The organism is Nguyenibacter vanlangensis (assembly GCF_013376155.1).
GTDB lineage: Bacteria > Pseudomonadota > Alphaproteobacteria > Acetobacterales > Acetobacteraceae > Gluconacetobacter > Gluconacetobacter vanlangensis.
The window spans coordinates 1-1,019 of record NZ_JABXXP010000890.1 but is presented as its reverse complement, the minus strand read 5'-3'; the positions used below and the strand labels follow the sequence as shown (position 1 = coordinate 1,019).

Sequence of the window (1,019 nt, the reverse complement as noted above, 5' to 3'; positions counted from 1 at the left end):
AAAACCCATGACCGACAGGCTGTCGCGCATCGCCCCCGCCCGCTCGGGCGAGGGCGGGGCGTGGACGCGGTAGAGGCACGGCCGGCGGCGGCGCTCCAGTTCCTCGGCGGCGGCGACATTGGCCAGCACCATGAATTCCTCGATCAGCCGGTGGCTGTCGAAGCGCGGGCGCGGGTCTATGGCGACGATTCGCCCCTGCGGGTCCAGCCGCACCGTCCGTTCCGGTACGTCCAGGTCCAGCGTGCCACGCCGCGCCCGTGCCGCCGCCAGCGCCCGAAAGGCGGCGAACAGCGTGCCGATCAGCCCGTCCGGCAGCCCCGTCTCCTGCACCCCATCGATCGCCGCCTGCGCTTCGTCATAGGTCAGGCGCGCGGCGCTGCGCATGATGCCCCGGCCGAAACGATGGCGGGTCTTGGCGCCGTGGGCATCGATATGAAGCTCGGCGAACAGGCAGCCCCGATCCTCGCCGGGCCGCAGCGAGCACCAGCCATTGGACAGCGCCTCGGGCAGCATCGGCACCACCCGGTCGGGGAAATAGACCGAGTTGCCGCGCCGCTGCGCCTCGCGATCCAGGGCCGATCCCGGACGCACGTAATGCGCCACGTCGGCGATCGCGACGATCAGGCGGAATCCGTCGCCGTCAGGCTCGGCATAGACCGCATCGTCGAAATCGCGTGCGTCGGCCCCGTCGATGGTGATCAGCGGAACCTCGCGCAAATTCTCGCGCCCTTCAGCCGGCACGCCACGCGCCCGCTCGGCCTCGGCCAGCGCCTCGGCGGAAAAGGCGTCGGGAATCCCATGGGTATGGATCGCCAGCAGGCTGACCGACCGCGCATCCCCCATCGGGCCCAGCCGTTCGATGATCCGCGCGGGCTTCAGCCCCGGCCCGGCCAGCGGCAGCGGCTCGGCGATGACGACGTCCTCGTCCTCGGCGCCCAGCGTCTCGCCCGCGGGGATGATCCATTCCGCCTTCGCCCGCCGGTCGGCGGGGATCAGCCGGCCGGCCTCGGCAGGGCGGC

1 protein-coding gene is annotated in these 1,019 nt (G+C 72.0%); it reads right to left on the bottom strand.

Annotated features, from left to right (window positions below):
* Window positions 1–1,019, bottom strand: a 1,019-nt coding sequence (locus HUK84_RS19925; protein ID WP_176641751.1) for an RNB domain-containing ribonuclease, incomplete at both ends; no start/stop codon positions are given.